18 protein-coding genes are annotated in these 17,370 nt (G+C 71.8%); 6 read left to right on the top strand and 12 right to left on the bottom strand.

Annotated features, from left to right (window positions below; translation table 11 throughout):
- Nucleotides 1–16: 16 nt before the first annotated feature.
- The 4 genes from ACFWZ2_RS27305 to ACFWZ2_RS27290 all read right to left on the bottom strand — a co-directional run bounded on the left by ACFWZ2_RS27305 (nt 17) and on the right by ACFWZ2_RS27290 (nt 4,443).
- A complete protein-coding gene (locus tag ACFWZ2_RS27305; protein ID WP_384550030.1) occupies nt 17–1,414 on the bottom strand; it encodes an MFS transporter in 1,398 nt (465 codons plus the stop codon).
- A gap of 156 nt (nt 1,415–1,570) precedes the next feature.
- Nucleotides 1,571–3,016 (bottom strand): tannase/feruloyl esterase family alpha/beta hydrolase, encoded by a 1,446-nt coding sequence (locus ACFWZ2_RS27300; RefSeq protein WP_384550028.1) that lies wholly within the window; start codon nt 3,014–3,016, stop codon nt 1,571–1,573.
- Between the two features lie 185 nt (nt 3,017–3,201).
- Nucleotides 3,202–3,558 (bottom strand): STAS domain-containing protein, encoded by a 357-nt coding sequence (locus tag ACFWZ2_RS27295; protein ID WP_384550026.1) that lies wholly within the window; start codon nt 3,556–3,558, stop codon nt 3,202–3,204.
- Between the two features lie 120 nt (nt 3,559–3,678).
- A complete protein-coding gene (locus tag ACFWZ2_RS27290) occupies nt 3,679–4,443 on the bottom strand; it encodes an SDR family oxidoreductase (protein ID WP_384550024.1) in 765 nt (254 codons plus the stop codon).
- Nucleotides 4,444–4,686: 243 nt separating this feature from the next.
- Here ACFWZ2_RS27290 and ACFWZ2_RS27285 point away from each other — a divergent pair, with 243 nt between their 5' ends.
- On the top strand, nt 4,687–5,580 hold the full coding sequence (locus tag ACFWZ2_RS27285; protein ID WP_384550022.1) for a helix-turn-helix domain-containing protein: 894 nt from the start codon (nt 4,687–4,689) through the stop codon (nt 5,578–5,580).
- 35 nt (nt 5,581–5,615) lie between these two features.
- Here the strand turns inward: ACFWZ2_RS27285 and ACFWZ2_RS27280 are convergent, their stop codons facing one another.
- The 3 genes from ACFWZ2_RS27280 to ACFWZ2_RS27270 form a co-directional block, all read right to left on the bottom strand.
- Nucleotides 5,616–6,020: a RidA family protein gene (locus tag ACFWZ2_RS27280; RefSeq protein ID WP_384550021.1), complete on the bottom strand. Its 405-nt coding sequence runs from the start codon at nt 6,018–6,020 to the stop codon at nt 5,616–5,618.
- Nucleotides 6,021–6,144: 124 nt separating this feature from the next.
- Nucleotides 6,145–6,537: a PRC-barrel domain-containing protein gene (locus ACFWZ2_RS27275; RefSeq protein ID WP_384550018.1), complete on the bottom strand. Its 393-nt coding sequence runs from the start codon at nt 6,535–6,537 to the stop codon at nt 6,145–6,147.
- Nucleotides 6,538–6,712: 175 nt separating this feature from the next.
- The gene (locus tag ACFWZ2_RS27270) at nt 6,713–7,681 is read right to left on the bottom strand and encodes an MBL fold metallo-hydrolase (RefSeq protein ID WP_384550016.1); all 969 of its coding nucleotides are present in this window, start codon (nt 7,679–7,681) and stop codon (nt 6,713–6,715) included.
- Nucleotides 7,682–7,827: 146 nt separating this feature from the next.
- Here ACFWZ2_RS27270 and ACFWZ2_RS27265 point away from each other — a divergent pair, with 146 nt between their 5' ends.
- Both ACFWZ2_RS27265 and ACFWZ2_RS27260 read left to right on the top strand, forming a co-directional pair.
- Complete coding sequence (locus ACFWZ2_RS27265; protein WP_384550014.1) at nt 7,828–8,658, top strand: helix-turn-helix domain-containing protein; 831 nt, start codon at nt 7,828–7,830, stop codon at nt 8,656–8,658.
- Between the two features lie 98 nt (nt 8,659–8,756).
- Nucleotides 8,757–10,058 (top strand): hypothetical protein, encoded by a 1,302-nt coding sequence (locus ACFWZ2_RS27260; RefSeq protein ID WP_384550012.1) that lies wholly within the window; start codon nt 8,757–8,759, stop codon nt 10,056–10,058.
- A gap of 18 nt (nt 10,059–10,076) precedes the next feature.
- Here the strand turns inward: ACFWZ2_RS27260 and ACFWZ2_RS27255 are convergent, their stop codons facing one another.
- From ACFWZ2_RS27255 to ACFWZ2_RS27240, 4 genes are all read right to left on the bottom strand, one after another.
- On the bottom strand, nt 10,077–11,717 hold the full coding sequence (locus tag ACFWZ2_RS27255) for an acyl-CoA dehydrogenase family protein (protein WP_384550010.1): 1,641 nt from the start codon (nt 11,715–11,717) through the stop codon (nt 10,077–10,079).
- A 28-nt stretch (nt 11,718–11,745) separates the two neighbouring features.
- Entirely contained in the window at nt 11,746–12,354 is a 609-nt protein-coding gene (locus ACFWZ2_RS27250; protein WP_384550008.1) for a TetR/AcrR family transcriptional regulator, read from the bottom strand.
- A 55-nt stretch (nt 12,355–12,409) separates the two neighbouring features.
- Nucleotides 12,410–13,168 (bottom strand): hypothetical protein, encoded by a 759-nt coding sequence (locus ACFWZ2_RS27245; protein ID WP_384550007.1) that lies wholly within the window; start codon nt 13,166–13,168, stop codon nt 12,410–12,412.
- Nucleotides 13,169–13,506: 338 nt separating this feature from the next.
- Nucleotides 13,507–14,424: a LysR family transcriptional regulator gene (locus ACFWZ2_RS27240; protein WP_384550005.1), complete on the bottom strand. Its 918-nt coding sequence runs from the start codon at nt 14,422–14,424 to the stop codon at nt 13,507–13,509.
- A gap of 70 nt (nt 14,425–14,494) precedes the next feature.
- Here ACFWZ2_RS27240 and ACFWZ2_RS27235 point away from each other — a divergent pair, with 70 nt between their 5' ends.
- Entirely contained in the window at nt 14,495–14,809 is a 315-nt protein-coding gene (locus ACFWZ2_RS27235) for a hypothetical protein (protein ID WP_384550003.1), read from the top strand.
- Nucleotides 14,810–14,936: 127 nt separating this feature from the next.
- Entirely contained in the window at nt 14,937–16,076 is a 1,140-nt protein-coding gene (locus ACFWZ2_RS27230; protein WP_384550001.1) for a PQQ-dependent sugar dehydrogenase, read from the top strand.
- Between the two features lie 212 nt (nt 16,077–16,288).
- On the opposite strand, the gene ACFWZ2_RS27225 is transcribed toward ACFWZ2_RS27230, so the two are convergent.
- The gene (locus tag ACFWZ2_RS27225) at nt 16,289–16,699 is read right to left on the bottom strand and encodes a VOC family protein (protein ID WP_384550000.1); all 411 of its coding nucleotides are present in this window, start codon (nt 16,697–16,699) and stop codon (nt 16,289–16,291) included.
- A 122-nt stretch (nt 16,700–16,821) separates the two neighbouring features.
- Between ACFWZ2_RS27225 and ACFWZ2_RS27220 the strand changes: the two genes are divergently transcribed.
- Nucleotides 16,822–17,355 (top strand): putative immunity protein, encoded by a 534-nt coding sequence (locus tag ACFWZ2_RS27220; protein ID WP_384549998.1) that lies wholly within the window; start codon nt 16,822–16,824, stop codon nt 17,353–17,355.
- Nucleotides 17,356–17,370 lie beyond the last annotated feature (15 nt).

Genomic DNA, 17,370 nt, shown 5'->3' with positions numbered 1-17,370 from the left:
CGAGGAACCGTGGCCGTCAGACCTCCTGGACCGCCTTGTCCGACGCCGCAGGGTTGCCCTCCGGCGTCGGCCGCTCTGACGTGATGTCGCGCAGGTCGCGGCCGCGGGTCTCCTTCAGCATGGCCACCGTGATGGTGGTGACCACCGCCGCGGCGGACACATAGAGCGCGACCGGTGTCGCCGAGCCGAAGTCCTTCAGGAGTTCGACGGCGATGATCGGGGCGAGTGCCCCGGCGATGATCGAGGCGAGCTGGGAGCCCATCGAGGCCCCGGAGTAGCGGATCTTGGTGTCGAACATCTCCGAGATGAACGCGGCCTGCGGCCCGTACATCGCGCCGTGCAGCACCAGGCCGACGGTGACCGCCAGCGTGATCATCCCGAACGACTCCGTGTCGACCAGGCCGAAGAACGCGAACGCCCAGAGTGCCATGCCCGCGGAGCCGATCAGGGTCACCGGCCTGCGGCCGATCCGGTCCGACAGGGCTCCCCACAGCGGGATGGTGACGAAGTGGACGGCCGAGCCGATCAGCACGGCGTTCAGCGCGACGCTCTTGGACAGCTCCAGGTGCGTGGTGACGTAGACCAGCACGAAGGAGGTGATGACGTAGTACGAGATGTTCTCACCGAAGCGGGTGCCGATGGCCCCCAGGACACCGCGCCAGTTCTTGCGGAACACCTCCACCACCGGCGGCTTCTGAGCAACGCCCTGGGCGGCGGCGGCCTCGGCCTTCGCCTGCGCCTCCAGGAAGACCGGGGATTCACTGACCGAGACCCGGATCCACAGGCCGATCATCACCAGCACACCGGAGAGCAGGAAGGGAACGCGCCAGCCCCAGGACTCGAACGTCTCGTCCGACTGGACCGCGGCCAGCAGCGCCAGGACGCCGGTGGCCAGCAGGTTGCCGCCGGGGGCACCGGACTGCGGCCAGGCCGCCCAGAAGCCGCGGTGCTTGTCGCCGCCGTGCTCGGAGACGAGCAGCACCGCACCGCCCCATTCACCGCCCAGGGCGAAGCCCTGGACCAGACGCAGCACGGTGAGCAGGACCGGGGCGCCGACGCCTATGGAGTCGTAGGTGGGCAGCAGGCCCATCGCGAAGGTGGCGCCGCCCATCATGAGCAGGCTGACCACCAGGAGCTTCTTGCGCCCGATCTTGTCGCCGAAGTGTCCGAACACCACGCCGCCCAGGGGCCGGGCGGCGAATCCGATCGCATACGTGATGAAGGCGATCAGCGTGCCGACGAGCGGGTCGCTGTGGGGGAAGAACAGCGTGTTGAACACCAGCGCGGCCGCCGTGCCGTAGAGGAAGAAGTCGTACCACTCGATGGTGGTGCCGATCAGGCTCGCGGCGACGATCCGGGCGATGCCGCCGGAGTGGCCTCCGTCGGCCGTCTCGGCGGTCTGGGTGTCGTTCATGGGTGGGGTCACCGCTTTCGCTTGCGGGTGGGGAGGGTGTGTCGGTCGAAGGGTGGCCGAAAACATAAAGTCGGGGAGGACCCCGCAGCCATGTGCCGGACTGCTACACCGCTCGTCACGGCTATGGGTCCGAGGGCCATGTGGGGGGCGCGCCCGCTACTCCAGCGGGCAGCTCGTGAGCAGTGCCGCGGAGCCCGCGTCGGCCGGGCGCCGGACCGTGCGGTCGCCCGGCGGCCGCCCCTTGCCGCCCAGCCAGTCCTCCATGGCAGCGAAGGCGGCACGGTGGCAGGGGACCATCGGGCGGAGCTTGTCGGGGAAGGTGTCGACGAGCGAGTCGACGTGCGTGCCGTCCTCGATGCGGTAGTAGCGCAGCAGCGCGCCGCGTCCCGCCTTGTGCACCATGCGGGCGTAGACGTCGGAGTCCTTGCTGATGGGCAGCAGCACATCGAGCGTGCCCTGCAGCGTGATCAGTGGTTTGCCGATGCGCCCGGTCAACGCGATGCGGCCGACGGCCCGTTGGACCGCGGGCGGCCGGGCGGCGTAGTTGTAGTCGGCGTCGCAGTCGGGGGTGCCCGGGGCGCAGTAGGGGGTGCCCGCCTCGGTCGCTCCGTCGAAGTCCGGGTCCAGTTCCTCGCGGTTGATGCGCTGCGTCAAGTCCCAGTAGACCTTGTGGTGGTAGGGCCACAGGAACTCCGAGCCCGCCGGGTATCCGGCCTTGTGCAGGGCCTGTTGGGCCTCTTGCGCTCCCGGGCCTCCGGCGGCGTACGCCGGGTAGTTGCGCAGCGCGGGTGGCAGGAAGGTGAGCAGATGGGGGCCGCCGGTGCGCCACAGGGTGCCCTCCCAGTCCACTCCGCCGTCATACAGCTCGGGATGGTTCTCCAACTGCCAGCGCACCAGGTAGCCGCCGTTGGACAGGCCGGTGGCGAGGGTGCGGGCGGGAGGCCTGTGGTAGCGCTGGGTGACGACTGAGCGTGCGGCACGCGCGAGTTGGGTGACGCGCTGGTTCCACTCGGCGATGGCGTCACCGGGCTCGCGGCCGTCGCGGTAGAAGGCCGGGCCGGTGTTGCCCTTGTCGGTGGCGGCGTAGGCATAGCCGCGGGAGAGCACCCAGTCGGCGATGGCGCGGTCGTTGGCGTACTGCTCTCGGTTGGCCGGTGTTCCGGCGACCACCAGGCCACCGTTCCAGTGATCGGGCAGCCGGACGACGAACTGCGCGTCGTGCTTCAAGCCGTGGTTGGTGTTGGTGGTCGACGTGTCGGGGAAGTAGCCGTCGATCTGGATCCCCGGAACGCCACTCGGTACCGGCAGGTCCTTGGGCGTGAGTCCCGCGAAGTCGGCCGGGTCGGTATGACCCGACTCGACGGTTCCCGCGGTGGTCAACTCGTCCAGACAGTCGGCCTGTTGGTGTTCGGCGCCCGGAACGCGCAACAGGGCACGGGCGGCACAGTGACCGCCCGGTGCACCCTCCCCACGGTCCGAGGGCAGGGCCGCGGCCGACGCACCGACGAGCGGCAGGACGCCCGCGAGCGCCAGAGCGCCGAGAACGGCACGCCGCCCGGGGCGACCGCGGGGTGGGGTGATGGCCGTGCGGGGTCGCGACATCCGGTTCCTTCACGTCGTGCGGCGGACAGGCAGGTCGAGCCAGGGACGTGCGGAACGCTAGAGCCGCGCTCACCGCGAGCGACATGTGCGGGCCCGCCATGGCGGCGGCCCCGACCAGGGGGCCGGACACCATGGCGGGCCGTGTCACCTCGCCGAATGCGATGGCTGCGGACGGTGATGCACAACTACAGACCGGGCCGGGGCCCCTCGCCTTCCGGCGGCTCCTGACGGTGGGTGAGGATGCCGTCGACTCCCAGCATCTGCAGAACTCTTCGTACGAAGGAGGATGCGTGCGTCACGGTCATGCTGCCGCCGGCCAGTTGGCATTCCCGGAGGTGGACGAGCAGCGCGTTGATCCCGGACGAGTCGATGAAGCCGACCTCGGCCAGGTCCACCTCGACCGAGCGGTGCGGCAAGGACGCCAGGGCGCACCGGAGCACGGGCGCGCTCTCGACATCCAGATCACCACGCACGCGCACCAAGGCCGGGTCGAGGCCCGCGACGACGTCGACGTGCAGCGGTACGGACGAGCGGGGAGCCATCCACGCCTTCCCTGTTCGATGGGCCCCGATACCCATCGCGGCGCCGAGCCCACGGTACTGATGCCCTGTCGCCCTGGAAATTCACCGGGAGACTCCCGCCCGCCGGGCCTGCGGTGGACTTCAGCGGGTGGTGTAACCGCCGTTGAGGAAGATGGTCTGACCGTTGGCCCACCAGCCGTCGGTGAGCAGATGGCGCACCCACGGCACGATGTCCTCGATCTTGGTGAGATCGCCGTTCATGGCCGAGGACTTGTGGTAGGCGATGGAGCCCTCGTCCTCCGCCGGGTAGAAGAACGGGGTGTCCATCGGCCCCGGAGCGATGTTGTTCACCGAGATGTTCCGGCCGAACAGCTCCTTCGACAGTGCCCGGGTGAAGTGCTCGACGGGGGCCTTGCTGCCCGCGTACGAGGAGTACAGGCCCGTGTAGGCGGCCAGCAGTGACGTGACGATCGTGATGATCTTGCCGCCGTCCGCCATGCGCCGGGCGGCCTCACGCATCACGAAGAACGCGGCCTTGGAGTTGACCGCGAACATCTGGTCGTACTCCTCCTCCGTGATCTCCGTGAGCGGCTTCTTCAGCACCATCCCGGCCGTGTTGACGCTGTAGTCGAGCGTGCCGAACCGGGCCACGACCTCATCGAAGACCCGTTCCACCTCCGCGGCGCGGGTCAAGTCCGCCTGGATCGCGAAGGCTTCACCGGGTCCTGCGTTGATCTGCGCCACGACGTCCTCGGCCTTGGCCCGGGAGGAATCGCTGTTGTAGTGCACCGCCACCAGGGCACCCTCGGCTCCCAGCGTCGTACTGATCAGTCCGCCGAGATTGCGTGAGGCGCCGCCGACGAAAGCGACCTTCCCCGCCAGCGTCTTGTCCGGGGTCTTCACCATGACAGCCTCCTGTGGATTCCATGTTCACGGCACGCACCGGGGCGACAGGGCCCGGAACGATCACATCCGGAAGCATGCAGGGGACGGACGACGGTGTTCTTGAACAATCACGCCACCTTTAGAAGGATCCGATCATCCCGGGCACCGCCTGACCGCTGCGATTCCGGGACCCCGGACCGGGCCGACCAGGGCCGGGGAACGCCGACCCTGCACGATCGGCATGTCTGTTGAATACTGTTGTGAGTGGTTACGTCTCGCATCAAGCCCCACCTGAAGTGCCTCACCAGCAGTGGTGACGACCTCCAGCACGCTGTGGTGGAACGCGCGGTCGAGTTCGCCGCCGGACGTGCGGACACGGCGCCACCACCGGTCGGTCCGGGCTCCCACGTCCTGGTGGTGCACACCGGGCGCTCGGCCAATCTGCGCTGGAGTGACGGCAGCGCCGTGCGCCGGGCGCGGTTCCACACCGGCGAGGCCCTGATCAACCCGGCGGGCCACGCCGCCCGGCCCCGCTGGCAGGACGACGTCGAACTCGTCCTTCTCGCCCTCGACCCCCTGTGGCTGAAGGAGCTCACCGCGGAGAGCGGCCTGCCGGACGCCGTGGAACTCGCCCCCGCCTTCCACTTCACCGACCCGCTGCTGACCCTGCTCGTGCACCGGCTTCTCGACGCGTACGAAGCCGACGGCCCCGCCGACCCCCTGTACACGGAATCACTCGCGCAGGCGGCCGCCGCCCTCGTGCTCAGGCAAGGCACCCAGGGCAGAGCGCTGCCCGTCCGCGAGGGCGGCATGCCCGCCCGACGCCTGGCGGAACTGCGGGACTACATCCACGTCAATCTCTCGCGCCGCATCACGCTCGCCGAACTCGCCGCCGTCGCCGGAGTCAGCACCTCGCACCTGAACCGCGTCTTCAAGGCCTCCACCGGCGAGACCCCCCATCAGTACGTGCTGCGCCAACGCGTCGAACACGCCCGCAACGCCTTGCTCCACACCGACCGCAGCATCGCCGACATCGCCCTGTCCGCCGGTTTCGCCGACCAGAGTCATCTCACCCGCTCCCTGCGCCGCGCACTCGGCCAGACCCCACGGACCCTGCGCGCCGGGAACGCCGACGGGGGCCGCCGCCCGTCCCGTTGAGGCACGGCTGCGGCGGCCCGGGGCGGGCGGAACCGCTACGGCCGTACCGCCACCGCGTCCACCTCGAACAGCATTCCCGGCAGGGCGAGCGAGGCGACACCGCTGAGCGTCTGCGCGGGGAGCCGGTCGCCGAAGCGGGCGTGCAGCGCCTTGCCGAGGGTCTCCAGCTTCGCGAGGTCGTGGTCGACGACGAACGTGCCGAGGCGGACCACATGCTCGTATCCGAGGCCGACTCCCTCCAGTGCCGACCGCAGCCGGTCGAAGGCGAGGTCCACCTGGGCGGCGAAGTCGCCGGGCACGGGCGCGCCGGTGTCGTCGGAGGCGTACTGGCCGCCGATGAAGACGAGTTCGCCGGGCGCCGAGGCGGCGTGGCTGTAGCCGAACGGGGTCGGGTCGTGGAGGGTGGCGGGGTTGGTGAGGGTGCGCTGATCGTTGCTCATGTTCCGTCGAACATCCGCGCGGGCGGGGTCATTCCGCGTCGCCGAGCCGGGCGGCGCGAACGCCGCCCGGCCGCCCGGGTCGGCCCCGCGCTTCAGACCCGCCCGCGCAGGTCGGCCCCGTGCTTCAGACCCGGCCGCCCGGAGCCCCCGGCCCGGTGCCCGGCGCGCCCGGGTGGTGGGCGCCGTAGTAGCGGCCGAGCTGGTCGTGATAGGCCGGGTCGCCGAGGTGCTTCTCCTTGTCGAACTCCGGTGCGTCCTTGATCTGTTCCTTGGTGCGGGCCACCTGGATCGTCTTCGCCTCGGGGTCGATGCCCGTGATGGTCCCCGCGGGCAGCAGGACCTCCTTGCCGAAGATCCAGACGCCGGTGTCGACGACGATGTACTGCGAGCTGACATCGTTGGAGTGCTTGTCGACCTTGCCGATGTGCCCGTCCGTCGCCTCGACCTTGTACCCGGTCAGGTCGGCGTTGGGCGTGAGACCCGCCGACGTGGGGTAGCGCCAGATGCTCTCGGTCATATGGTGCCTCCGTTCCTCAGCCGCTCCGGCCAGGCGGTGCGGGGCCGCACCGTGCGTCCTGCCCGTCGGCACCACCCCGACTGTCCGAGCATGCCGCCCGTAAACAAAAGATCCGGACAAGCACCGGGCTTCGAGCGCGCCCACGGCCTCCCGTGCGTCAACTGGCGCAAGAAAGCTACGTGTTTCGGCTCCCGCCCGCCCCGGTGGCTTCCGGACGCCGGGCCGGTACGAAGGGCCGGTTGAGGTGGGCGGTGGCCAGCAGCGCCCGGTCGCGCCCGGCATCGGCGAGCAGCCGCTCCCTGCTCCGCCGGGCGGTCTCCTTGTCCCGTTCGAACCCGTACGCCACGGCCGGGTCGACGAGTTGGACCGCGTGGACGAGCACATCGCCCGTGACCAGGATCCGGCGCACTCCGCCCTCCACGAGGACCGACTGGTGCCCGGGGGTGTGCCCCGGCGTCGGGACGAGCGTGACCGCACCTCCCCCACCGCCCGACAGCCGTGTCCGCCCGTCGACTTCGCGCAGGAGCCCGGCCGCGCGCAGCGGGGCGACCACGTACGACAGCGCACTGTCCCCCTCGCCGAGCGCGGCGGTCTCGGTGCGCTGGACGACATGGCGGGCGCCCGGGAATATCGGCGACCCGTCCGTACCGACGACCCACCCGTAGTGGTCTTCGTGCAGATGGGTCAGGACGACCGCGTCCACGTCGGCCGCGCCGATGCCCGCCTCCGCGAGCACCTCCGGCAGGTGGCCGGGCACGGGCGCCCAGTCCGCCGCGGGGCTGCCCGCGGGCCCGACCCCCGTGTCGACCAGCGTGACGCGCCCGCCGGGACCGCGGACCGCGTAGCAGCGGAAGTCCAACTCCCAGGTGCCGTCGGGTCCGAACGCCGCCGGGTCGATCCGCTCGGCCCGCTCCCAGTCGGCGTCCGACGCACCGGCGAAGTGGTCCCGGACCTTGCCGGGGAACGGCCCGTGCGCGTCGAGCAGGGCCAGCACCTCGAACGCCCCGGCCCGCCGGGCGACAACCCCCGTACGCCGCCCGGCCGCGCCCGCCCTGCCCCCGCCCCCCAGCACCTGCCCCCACCCCGCGAGGGCCGCACCTCCCACGACGGCCCGCAGCACATCCCGCCGGTCGAGCCCGCTCATCGCCATCCCCCCCTCGCCCTGACCACCCCATCGGTCTTCCTCGTACGAGAGACTGCCGCTCAACAGCACGGCACGGCTTGTAAGTTCTTGCTCACTCCGCACCACCCAGGGCAAGACGGCGGACGCGTCATGAGGGGGCGGTGGTCATGCCGGTGGAGCGCCGCACCCTGCTGCGCACGGACGACGTCCTCCTGGCCGACGTGCGGTGCGGCGGCGCGCCGCGGGGCTGGACGCCGATGCGCCAGGCGGCCGTGTTCGGCCTGGTCATGGTGCGCCGCGGCCTGGTGCGGGGCCGCGTCCAAGGGGTGGAGCAGCTGCTCGACCCGGCCAGCGTGTACGTCGAACGCCTCGGCTGCGAGCAGCAGTTCTCGCACCCGTGCGGCGACGACGTCTACACCGAGATCATCCTGTCCGAGCCCCAGGTCGCCGCGCTCCTCGGCGGCGACCCGACGGTCCCGCAGGGTCTGGTGTTCACCACGCCCGAACTCACCCTGGCCCACCGCCTGTTGCTCGCCCGCGCGCGGACCGGGGCGCAGCCCGGTGGTGACGCCTTCGAACTGGCCGAGCGCACCACCGCGGTCGCCGCCCGGATCCTCGGACAGCTGGCCCCGACCCGTGTCGCGAGCGGCCACCCGCGGTCGGCCCGGGCCCGGCGCCTCCTCGTCGACGACGCCCGCGCCTCGCTGGGAACCGACGTCACCCAGGGCCTCGACTCCCTGGCCCGCGCCGTCGGTTGCTCACCGCACCACCTCAGCCGGGTCTTCCGTACGGAGACGGGCACCACCCTCACCCGCTACCGCAACCGCCTCCGCGTCGCCCACGCCCTGGAACGCCTCACCGAAGGCGAACGCGACCTGGCCCTCCTCGCCAACGACCTGGGCTTCAGCGACCAGCCGCACCTCACCCACGCCCTCCGCCTCGGGACGGGCCACACCCCGGGCCGCCTGCGCGCCCTGCTGGGCCCGGTCCTGCCCTAGCCCCTCCTGGTTCACCCGGACGGGCGAGCCCGCCTCGCCGGGGGCCGGAGCCGGGGATCCCCTGGGGGCAGCACGCTCGCGCCCCCGAGGAGGCCCCAGTGACGGACGGCAAGGCGCCCCCGGGCCCCGACGAGCGGGCGGAACTCCTGGAACTGCGCGACCGGGTCGCGACGCTCGAGGCCGAGCGCGGCGCCGGGCGCCGCCGTCACCGGGGCCGGTCCTTGCTCGCCGCCGTCCTCATCGTGGTCGGCTGCGTGCTGGCGCCGCTCTCCGTGGTCGCCGCCTGGGCGGCCGACGAGATCGGCGACACCGACCGCTATGTGGCGACGATCGGCCCGCTCGCCTCGAACCCCGACGTGCAGGACGCCGTCGCGGACCGGGCGACGGACGCCCTCATGTCCCGGATCGACCTGTCGGCGCTCCTGTCCGACGTGGCCGCCGACGACCGGCCCCGGCTTGCGAAGGCCCTGGGAAAGCTGGGCGATTCCCTGGAGGACGCGGTCCGCGGCTTCGTCCACGACAAGGCCCGCGCCGTGGCGGGCTCCGACGCGTTCCAGACCATCTGGGAACAGGCCAACCGGCAGGCCCACCGCGCCCTGGACAAGGCGCTCACCGGCAAGGGCGGCGACGCCGTCCAGCTGCGGGACGGCGCCGTCACCGTCGATCTCGCGCCCCTGGTCGACCGGGTGAAGCAGCGCCTCGTCGACGACGGCATGACCGTCGCGGGCCGGATCCCCGAGGTCCACACGGACTTCACGCTCCTCACGTCGGACGACATCGGCAAGGCCAGGACGTACGTACGGCTCCTGCAGCTGGCCGGGAACTGGCTCCCCGTCGTCGCCCTCGTCCTGGTCGCCGCGGGCGTCCTGCTCTCCGTCCGCAGACGGCGGGCGCTGGTCACCGGGGCGCTGGCCCTCGCCGTGGCCACCGGGCTGCTCGGCATCGGCCTGCGGGTGTTCCGCGTGATCTACCTCGACCGGCTGCCCGCGGACGTCTCGCAGGACGCGGCAGCGGCGGTGTACGACACCATGACCCACTTCCTGTTCACCATGGTCCGCATGGTGGTGGCCCTCGGTGTCGTCGTCGCCCTCGGCGCCTGGCTGACCGGATCGGGGCGCCGTGCCGCACTGGTGCGCGGCCTGTGGACGTCCGGCATCGGGGCCGTGCGGACGACCGCGGAGCGGGCCGGACTGCGCACCGGGCCCGTCGGCGCCTTCGTCCGCCGCCACCGCACCTGGATCAGCTGGATCCTGGTGGCCGCCGCCCTGCTCGGCTACGTGCTGTGGTCCCATCCGACGGGCTGGGTGGTGGTGGGCATCGCCCTGTGCCTGCTGTGCGCGCTGGCCGTCGTGGAGTTCCTGGGCGGCGAGCGGCAGGACGAGGCCGCGCCGTCGGGGTGAGCCGTCGGCGCCCGCGGGTCAGGCGGGCAGGCGTTCCAGCAGCGCCGCGAAGTCGGAGCCCGGCGGCAGCGTGCCGAAGGCGAGGCCCCGGTCCCCGGCCAGGCGGGTGGCGCAGAACGTGTCGGCGACCGCGGCGGGCGCGTGCCGGACGAGGAGGGAGCCTTGCAGGACGAGGGCCGCGCGCTCGATGACGCGGCGGGCGCGCAGCGGGGCGTCCTCGGTGAGGACGAGTTCGCCCTGCAGTTCCCGCCAGGCCGCGTCGAGGCGCCCATCGCCGCCCGCGGCCGCGTCGATCTCCGCGCGGAAGGCCGCGAGGGACTCCGGTTCACGGGCCAGCGCCCGCAGCATGTCGAGGGCGTTGACGTTGCCGGACCCCTCCCAGATGCCGTTCAGCGGGGCTTCGCGGTACAGCCGCGGCATGCCGGACGCTTCGTCATATCCGTTGCCGCCGAGGCATTCCAGGGCCTCGGCGACGGCGGCGGGCTGACGCTTGCACACCCAGTACTTGCCGACGGCCGTGGCCAGCCGCAGGAACGCGCGCTCCCCGTCGTCCCCGCGCTGGGCCCGGTCGACGGCGCCGGCCAGGCGCAGCGCGAGCGTGGTGGCGGCCTCGGACTCCACGGCGAGGTCGGCGAGGACGTTGCGCATCAGCGGCTGGTCGATGAGCCTGGCGCCGAACACCGAGCGGTGGCGGGCGTGGTGGGCGGCCTGGGCGAGCGCGGCACGGGTGCCGGACGCGGAGCCGAGGACGCAGTCGAGCCGTGTCATGGTCACCATGTCGATGATGGTGCGCACACCCTTGCCCTCGTCGCCGACGAGCCAGGCCACGGTGTCGTCGAACTCCGGCTCGCTGGACGCGTTCGAGCGGTTGCCGAGCTTGTCCTTGAGGCGCTGGATGCGGAAGGTGTTGCGGCTGCCGTCGGGCAGGACGCGCGGCACCAGGAAGCAGGAGAGCCCGCCGGGCGCCTGCGCGAGCACCAGGAACAGGTCGTTCATGGGGGCGCTGGTGAACCACTTGTGACCCCGCAACCGCCAGGTACCGTCGGGGAGTTCGGTGGCGGTCGTGGTGTTGGCACGGACGTCGGTGCCTCCCTGCTTCTCCGTCATGCCCATCCCGGCGAGCAGCCCGCGCTTGTCGGCGGGAGCGCGCAGGCCGTGGTCGTAGACGCGGCTGGTGAGCAGCGGCTCGTACGTCTTGGCGAGCTCGGGCGAGTGGCGCAGGGCGGGCACCGCGGCGTACGTCATGGAGACCGGGCAGCCGTGTCCCGCCTCGGCGCTGCTCCACACCATGAACCCGGCGGCGCGCGCCACATGGGCGCCCGCGCGCTCGTCCGCCCAGGCGCTGCCGCCGAGGCCCTCGCCGATCGCGACGTCCATCAGCAAGTGGTAGGCGGGATGGAAGTCGACCTCGTCGACGCGGTTGCCGTAGCGGTCGTGGGTGCGCAGGACCGGCTCGTACCGGTTCGCCTCGTCGGCCCACCGCTGCACCTCCTCGCTCGCGGCGCGCCGGCCTATGCGGTGCAGGTCGTCCAGGTACCACGCGGCGCCCTCGCGGCGGACCCCGGCGAGGAGGACCGGGTCGTCCGCGACGTCGTGACCCGTCAACGGCGGTACCTGGTTGGTCACTTCATGCGTCACGGCGGTGGGCTTGCTGGGCATGGGGCATCCTCCGGAGGAGCGGACGGGGTCAGTCGGTCGGGGCGCCCGCGCAGCGCAGGGCCAGGGCGGTGAGGTCGGCGAGGAGTGCGTCCGTCGCGTTCTCGTCGGGGGTGCCGAGGGGGTCGACGAGCACTTCGCCGATCGCCCCGGTCAGCGCGGCGGCGGTGATCTCACCGTTCTGCGGCGGCAGTTGGCCCCCCGCGATGCCTTCGCGCACCACCTCGGCGAACAGCGCACGGTAGCGGCGGCGGAAGTCGAGGCGCTCGGCGCCGACCGCCGGTTCGGCGGGGGCCGCCAGCAGGGCGTAGGCAAGGCCCCGGTTCTCCAGGGCGCGCCGGGCGAACACCTCGACGCCGCAGCGGAGCCGCTCGACGGGGTCGCCCGGGCCGTGCAGCACCTCGCCGATCACGTCGACCTCGCGTCCGGCGGCGCGCCGGAAGACCTCCACGGCGAGCGCCGCCTTCGACGGGAAGTGCTGGTACACCGACCCGGCCGCGATCCCCGCCGCGTCGGCGACGGCGGTCACGGACGCCTGCGACCAGCCCACTTCCGCGACGGCCGACGTGGCGCAGGCGACGAGGCGCTCGCGCGCGGCTGCGAGACGGCTGAGCTCGGCAGGGGTCTTGCGGTAGGCCATGAAAGAAGTGAACCATCATTCAGAGCTTAAGGCCACGGCCGCCGCGGGAGTCGGCCTACGAGATGAAGCCGCGGGTGATGTGCGTGCCCGATCCGTCGTTCTCGGCCTGGTAGTTGGCCTCGCCGACGCAGTCGCTGTACTCGTAGTTGGCCCTGGAGGTGCCGCTCAGGCCGCCCGCCCCGGTGGAGGTGGGGCCGCCGAAGACGACGTCGGACCTGGGCATCTCGGCGCAGCTGGGGATCCCCGCGTAGTACTCGACGAACCCGCCCTGGGAACCCTGCAGATTGCCGCTGCCGGAGGGCAGGGTGTAGGTGCCCAGGTGCGTGGAGACGCCGGTGACCGTGTCCTTGGCCGTGCCGGTCCATGTGTCGGTGCCGGTCCGCTCGACCTTGATGTCGTACCGGTGGCCGTACACGCCGTCGAAGTCCACCGCGCAGGTCACGCCGGGCCCGCCGTCGGCTCCCTCGTGGCAGTTCGGGTCGGAGGTGGTGGCGCCCGCGGTGAAGGTCGAGAAGCGGGCGGAGAACCGCTCGCTGCCGCCGCTGTTCTCCCTCGGCTGGAGGCCCGTGTAGCCCATGCCGTTCGCGAAGTCGTACTGCTGGGCGAAGTAGATCCCCGCCTGGTGGGCCGTCGCGGGGTTCACCGTGATGGGGAAGGTGAGGTCGGTGAGACCGGCGGACGGGGTGCCGGGCAGCGACCAGCTGACCGAGACGTTGCCGCCGCCGACGGAGGCGGCGGCTGTTTGGGGCGCGAGCAGCAGGAGCGCCGCGGCCGCACCGGCGGTGGCGCATCTGCGCAGAGTCCGGACCGACATGTGGGGGTTCCTCTCTGGGGGCGTCGAATCTGTGGGGGGCCGAGGAGACGGCCGCCACCCGCGTCCGTTGCGCGGTGGGGTCCAACAGCCGTACCTCTTACGGCACTTGTACTCAGGTGCCGACCATGGCGACATGGACTAACGCGCGACCGGGATTGGACTCTTGGGACGGCGGGCGCGAGGGAGCGCCGCGAAGACGCGGAAGGGCCCGCACGGGACTCCCGTGCGGGCCTGCGGCGTGCCCCCGGGCCCTGTTCGGCCCCCGCTGCCCGGCGGGCCACCGTTCCGCTCGCCCGCGACACCCCCCGTCGTCCTCGATGCCCCGGACTCTTCGCACCCTAGGCGCGACCGCGGCGCTGCGGACCCTCGGAAGTCCTGGGGACCGCGCTGACCGCCGCGTCGACGAAGGAGGCGACCAGCGGGCGGTGGTCCAGCTCGGACCAGGCGATGACCATGTGGTTCGCGGGGGCGTCGATGACCGGCCGGTAGACCAGGCCCGGGTGCTCGGGTTGGGCGAGCGAGCGGGGCAGGACCGCGATCGTGCGTCCCACCATGATCAGTTGAATGAGCTGCGGCACGTCCGTGACCTCCGGCCCGTTCCCGTCGTCGAGCGATCCCGTCCAGTGCACGCCGCTCCGGCGCTCGCCCTTCCTGTGCACGCCCTTCCAGCGCGGCAGCGTCTCGCCTTCGAGGTCGGCGAGGCGGAGTTCGGCGCGGGCGGCGAGCCGGTGGTCGCGGGGCAGGACCGCCACGCGCCCCTCCACGGCGAGCGTCTCGTGGTCGAGCCCGGTGAGGTCGTCGAACGGTGCGTACAGCAGGGCCAGATCGGCCCGGCCGTCGCGCACGTGGTCGGCCCGGTCGGTGGCGCCGCCGAACAGGATGTCCACCCGGCGCGCGTCATGCGTGCGGGCGTACTCGGCGAGGATCCCGGACAGCAGGTTCCCGTCGCCACCGGGCTTGATCACCAGCCGGAGCTGCGCCTGCGCCTCCCCGGCCCTGCGTGCGCTGCGGGCCGCCGCGCCGACCGCGTTGAGCGCGTGCCGCCCGTGGTGCTGCAACGCCTCGCCGGCCGGTGTGAGCGAGACATGCCGACTCGTACGCACCAGCAGCTGGACCCCGAGCCGGGACTCGATGCGCCGGATCGCCTTGGACAGCGCGGGCTGGGCGATGGACAGACGCTCGGCGGCCCGGCCGAAATGCAGCTCCTCGGCGACCGCGGCGAAGTACTCCAGCTCCCGCGTCTCCAGATCAGCCATTCCTCCAGGTTATCGCCGATGATCCAGCAGGTCTTGGACTCGGCGGCCGCACCGCGGCTTCAATGGGCGCATGATCTACCACACGATGATTGTCTCGTTCGACTCCGGCATGCCCGACGCGGAGCTGGATCGATACCTCAAGGACATCGAAGACCTGATGCTGGGCTCGGGCCAGGTCGAGACGTTCTCGGCGCAGCGCCACATCCGCGTACCCGGCGACGATCACAGCCCGATGTTCATCGCCAGCGCGGTCGTGCAGCTCGGCCTCGCCGACATCGAGGCGCTCAACGCGACCTTCGCCCTGCCCGGGCTGGGACAGCTCATCAAGCGGTGGCAGTCCCGCTATCCGTACCGGGTCACCTGGGTCAATCACCAGGCACTCTGAGGGGTGCGCCGGATCGCCGAACTGCCTTAGGTGAAACGGGTCTTGGTCTACACCAAAAACCCCTGCCCCAGTATCCTCTTGCGTGGCCAGGAGCACACCATCCCCCGCTGTCGCCAGGAGGATCACGGTGAAAGTTCGCACCAGAAGCTCGGCGATCATCGGCACCCTCTGCCTCGTTGCTTCCCTCGCACTGACCTCGGCGTCCGCCGACGAGCCCGCCGCCCCACGTCAGGCGGCGAAGGTCGCGCTCACCAAGGTGGCCACGGCCACGAACCCCATCGCGGGCGCCACCGGTCCCGGCGGCAGGCTCTGGGTCGCCGAACGCGCGGGCACCGTAAGGGTCTTGGGCCCCAACGGTCTCGGCGAGCCCGTCCTCGACATCTCTGCCGAGACCACCACCGACGGTGAACGCGGCCTGCTGGGCATCGCGTTCGACAAGAAGCGCGCGCACTTCTACATCTCGTACACGAACCTCGAAGGCACCAGCACCATCGACGAGTTCGCCGTACGGCACGGCAAGCTCCAGCCGCAGACGCGGCGCACCGTCCTCACCCAGACGCAGCCCTACTCCAACCACAACGGCGGCGACATCAAGTTCGGCCCCGACGGCTATCTCTACATCGCGTTCGGCGACGGCGGCTCGGGCGGCGACCCGCACGGCAACGGACAGAACCTCGACACCCTGCTCGGCAAGCTGCTGCGGATCGACCCGCGCGGCGGCAAGCCGTACGCGATCCCCTCGGACAACCCGTTCGTGGACGACCCGAAGGCGAAGGACGAGATCTGGTCGTACGGGCTGCGCAACCCGTGGCGGTTCTCCTTCGACGCGGGCACCGGCGATCTGCTGATCGGCGACGTCGGCCAGAGCGCCTGGGAGGAGATCGACTGGGCGTCGGCGAAGAGCGAGGGCGGCGAGAACTACGGCTGGTCCCAGATGGAGGGCAACCACCCCTTCCGGGACGGCACCGAGCCCGCGAACCACGTCCCGCCGGTCCACGAGTACGACCGCACCGGCCTCGGCTGCTCGGTGACCGGCGGATACGTCTACCGGGGCAGGGCGATCCCGGAGCTCAGGGGCCAGTACGTGTACAGCGACTACTGCGACGGCACCCTGCGCACCCTGAAGATCGAGAACGGCAAGGTGACCGCCGTGGGCGACCTCGGGGTCAACGGCGGCGAGGTCGTCTCCTTCGCGCAGGGCGCCAGGGGCGAGCTGTACGTGTTCGACCTCGGAGGCACCATCTCCCGCATCGACCGCGGGCAGTGACTACCCCTCGGGCGATCCGGCTCCCGCCCGGGACTCCGGCCCGCCCGAGGAACTCCCGACGGCCATCGCACATACCGCCGCGTGCCTGTCGTTCGCGTCAAGTCCGGTCGGTGGTACGTCTGTTGTGCTTCCATCGCGGTCCCGGCCCCGTCGCGCGAGATCGTCCAGGCGCTGCGCCTCCGCACGGGCACGCCCCCACGCGGGGCGGCACATCAGCGGAGCTCCTGGATGCGGATGAGGTTGCCCGCGGGGTCGCGGAAGGCGCAGTCGCGGATGCCGTACGGCTGCTCGGTCGGCTCCTGGGCGACCTCGGCGCCACCGGCCTTCACCTTCGCGAAAGTGCCGTCGAGGTCATGGGTGGCCAGCAGGATCCAGCCGTACGTCCCCTTGGCCATCATCTCGGCGATGGTGCGGCGTTCGGCCTCGGTGATGCCGGGGTCCACGGCCGGCGGCGCGAGGAGGATGGACGTGCTGGGCTGGCCGACGGGGCCGACCGTGATCCAGCGCATCGTGCCCTGCCCGACGTCGCTGCGGACCTCGAAGCCGAGGACGTCGCGGTAGAAGGCCAGGGACGCGTCCGGATCGTCATGGGGCAGCGCGCTCGTGTGAATCGTGATGTCCATGACGGCCAGGCTATGCGCGGCTCCCGGCCCGCGCTTCTCGGATCCTGACCGATCCGGGCGCACGTTTCGCCCCGCACGGTCCCGCCTCTTCGTCGGACCGCGCAGTGGTCGAGGATGGAGCCATGGCAGGGGAAGCGAGTGACGTCGTTCTGAGCAAGCAGGACCTTCGTGAGGTCACCGGGTTCGCCGCGGCGTGCGCGGAGGCGGCCCTCGGGATCTTCGAGGCCGACCGGCCGGACGACGCGCGGCCTCGGGAGGCGATCGGTGCCGCGTGGGAGTTCGCCCGGGGCGGTGAGCGCGGGAAGGCGCTGCGCGACACGGCGTGGGCGGCGCTCAAGGCGGCCAAGGACGCGGACAGCGCGGCCGCAGGCGAAGCGGCGCGGGCCGCGATGGCCGCGGCGGGCGCCGCCTATCTGCATCCGCTGGCCAAGGCCACCCAGGTCAAGCACATCCTCGGATCGTGCGCACATGCCGCCCGCGCGGCCGAACTCCTCGCCGCCGACGACCGCGCCGTGGGCGCCGAGCACATCGAGCGGGCGGTGCGCCGTGCGACACCGGCCGTCGTCGACGTACTCGCACGCTATCCGGCCGCTCCGCCCGGCGGCGGACGGGTCGGTGAGCTGATCCGCGCGCTGGACGCCGGGCTGCGCCGCTGAGCCCCTCGGCGTGTG

The sequence above is a fragment of the Streptomyces sp. NPDC059002 genome (assembly GCF_042740435.1).
In the GTDB taxonomy this organism is placed as follows: domain Bacteria; phylum Actinomycetota; class Actinomycetes; order Streptomycetales; family Streptomycetaceae; genus Streptomyces.
The sequence above is the reverse complement of the archived record's forward strand: the minus strand, read 5'-3'. Positions and strand labels throughout refer to the sequence as shown.